This is a genomic window from Chamaesiphon sp. OTE_8_metabat_110 (assembly GCF_031382685.1).
Lineage (GTDB): Bacteria > Cyanobacteriota > Cyanobacteriia > Cyanobacteriales > Chamaesiphonaceae > Chamaesiphon.
In genome coordinates, this window is record NZ_JANMZA010000427.1 from 1 (window position 1) to 2,835 (window position 2,835).

The 2,835-nt window shown below is 47.8% G+C and carries 2 protein-coding genes; one reads left to right on the forward strand and one right to left on the reverse strand.

All coding sequences use genetic code 11. The features are described from left to right. A partial coding sequence (locus RMO52_RS15690) for a DNA-directed RNA polymerase subunit beta'' (protein WP_310415943.1) occupies positions 1 to 1,276 on the forward strand: 1,276 nt, incomplete at its 5' end. 97 nt (positions 1,277 to 1,373) lie between these two features. Here RMO52_RS15690 and RMO52_RS15695 read toward each other — a convergent pair. Continuing rightward, complete coding sequence (locus tag RMO52_RS15695) at positions 1,374 to 2,759, reverse strand: GAF domain-containing protein (RefSeq protein WP_310415947.1); 1,386 nt, start codon at positions 2,757 to 2,759, stop codon at positions 1,374 to 1,376. Positions 2,760 to 2,835 lie beyond the last annotated feature (76 nt).

Consider the following 2,835-nt stretch of genomic DNA (forward strand, 5'->3'; position numbering starts at 1 on the left):
TGGTAAATTAGTCGTCGCTGGCAGCCAGATCGCTGAAGGAGTTATCTGTCCTGAATCTGGTGAAGTGGTCGAAGTCAACGACTCCCAAGTCGTACTGCGGATGGCGCGTCCGTATCGGGTATCCCCCGGTGCGATTCTCCATATCGATACTGGCGACTTGGTACAGCGGGGCGATAATCTGGTACTCCTGGTCTACGAGCGATCGAAAACCGGAGACATCATCCAAGGTTTACCCCGGATCGAAGAACTCCTCGAAGCGCGTAAACCTAAAGAACCCTGTATCCTCAACCGTCGCGATGGTACCGCATCTGTCGTCTACAACGACGATGGCGAACCGACCGAAATTAAAGTCATCGATGCGAGTGGTGCCGTCGAAGAATACTTCCTCGGCCCCGGTCAAAACTTGCTCGTATCGGATGGTAATGTAGTCAAAGCGGGTCACTTGCTCACCGACGGACAGCTCAACCCTCACGAGATCTTAGAAGTCTACTTCAACCACTTCCGCGAGGAAAATGGTGTCTTTGAAGCGGCACTGCTGGCACTCCAAAAAGCGCAAGCATTCTTGGTCAACCAAGTGCAATCGGTATACCAATCCCAAGGGGTGGAAATTTCCGATAAACACATCGAAGTCATCGTTCGTCAGATGACCTCTAAAGTCCGGATCGATGACGGTGGTGACACCACGATGCTCCCAGGGGAACTCCAAGAACTCCGCCAAGTCGAACAGGTAAATGAAGCCATGTCGATTACTGGTGCGGCTCCAGCGGAATATACGCCCATGTTGCTCGGGATTACCAAGGCATCCTTGAATACCGATAGCTTCATCTCGGCTGCGAGTTTCCAAGAAACTACGCGGGTACTCACCGAAGCCGCGATCGAAGGCAAATCTGACTGGTTGCGCGGCTTGAAAGAGAACGTGATTATCGGTCGGCTGATTCCCGCTGGGACGGGCTTCAATGCCTATGAGGATTCCAACTTCTCCAGCCCCATCGCGGACAATGATTATGGCTCGATGGGCATGTATGGTGCCTATGACGGCTCGCTCGGTAGCGATGAGGATATGATTCTCGACGATCGTACCGCTCGCAGCTACGATCTCGACGATCCGACCCTCAGTGGTTTATCGATCGTCAAACCTTCGAGTCCAGAAGAGGAGGAGGAGTTCGCCGGATTGATCTATGGCGATCCGATCGAAGCTAATACTGCTAAGGATGATGAAGATGAGTTTGAGTGGTCGCCTCCTGGTGATAGCGACGATGACGACGATTTTGAATAAAAGCTAAAAGCGAGCAGATATTAGCCGATTGCGGTGATGTATCGCCCGATTATCGATCGACAAGCTTACGTTCTCACGTAAGCTTTTTTTTGTGTTGCTAATTAACGTCAGTTCGGGTTCGAGACTTATAGAGTTGAATTGCCGAGTGAACGACTGTTTCTAGTTCTTTCACTTCTGACTGAAGTGAAATTGTACCGCTTGTCGCAACTTCGGTATTAGCTTGCAATTTCTTAGTAATAATTCGGACGAGATTGATATCTTCGCTCGACAGTTTATTAGTGAGTGAAACTACTTCATGACTGAGCAATCGCATCAAATGTCTAGCTTCATCTAGAGTTTGGATCGAGCTGGAGATCGACTCTTTCACCTGCTGGACTTGAGTGTCGGCATTGCTAATTGTCTCTTTAACCGCACCCGCTCGCTTGAGTGAAGATCGCATCACGACGATCTCTTCTTGGAACTGAGCTTTTGCTAGAGCTAAACCAGTTTGGATGCCAATTTGTCTGAGCCATTCTACTTCGACATCTTGCCAATTGCGATAGTTAAAACACTGATGAACAGCAATCGCTCCAAATAATTCATTGCGATCGCTAACAATCGGTGCGACAATAGTTGCCTTAACGGCGATCGTCACTAAATTATCGAGAATATCAGGATCGATCCCAACTTCATGAATATTATCGATCGCCCGAACGTGGAGTCGATCGCTGTATTCATTAACCCTGTATCCATCCAAGCAAGGGTCGTCAATTGCCATTCCTTTTAATGTTGCTAATGCTGGCATTGTTGCTTCAGCGAAAACCCTACCAACATTTGGCTCGGTAATGCCATAGACGATCGCCCGATCGCACTTTAACATCGCTTGGGCTTGAGTAGTGGCAATGTCTAAGACTTCGGCGCGAGTGGTGCCGTGATGAATTTTCTGAGTTGCAGATCTTAACAGCTCATTATAGTATTTTTGGCGATCGAGTGCTGATTGGATTTTTTGACACTGTGACCACCTAATCGCATTATCCAATGCCCAGCCGATTTGCAAAGCCATCTGGGCAGTGAGGGTAATCTCTTCTGGTTGCCAAGCGCGGGGTTGAGAACATTGATGCAAAATTAATAAGCCATATAGCTCACCATCTGGTAACAATAATGGCACGACTAAGTTGGCTTTGACGGCTAACTTTTCGAGCGTCTCGATATAGCATGGTGTAATCCTGGCTTCATAGATATTGTCGATCGTGTTGATCCTACCCTGACGATAAGTATCGACATGTCTTGCCATAAAGCAGGGATCTTCGATCGTGGTTTCCATTGTCTTGGGAAATCCCGGCTCTATTGACTCGGCGACAACTTTTCCTAAGCTTTCCGGCTGTAGGCTATACACCACAACGCGATCGCAGTTGAGAGCATGTTTGACGCTTTCGACACTTGCCTGAAGAATATCTTCCGTTCGCGAGCAGTTATGAATTCTAGAGATCAGATTGGTGAACATAGTTACAGCAAAAGACATTAGAATAGGTCGGGTGTAGATATGCTACAACAATTAGTGTAACACAAATTACATTTTT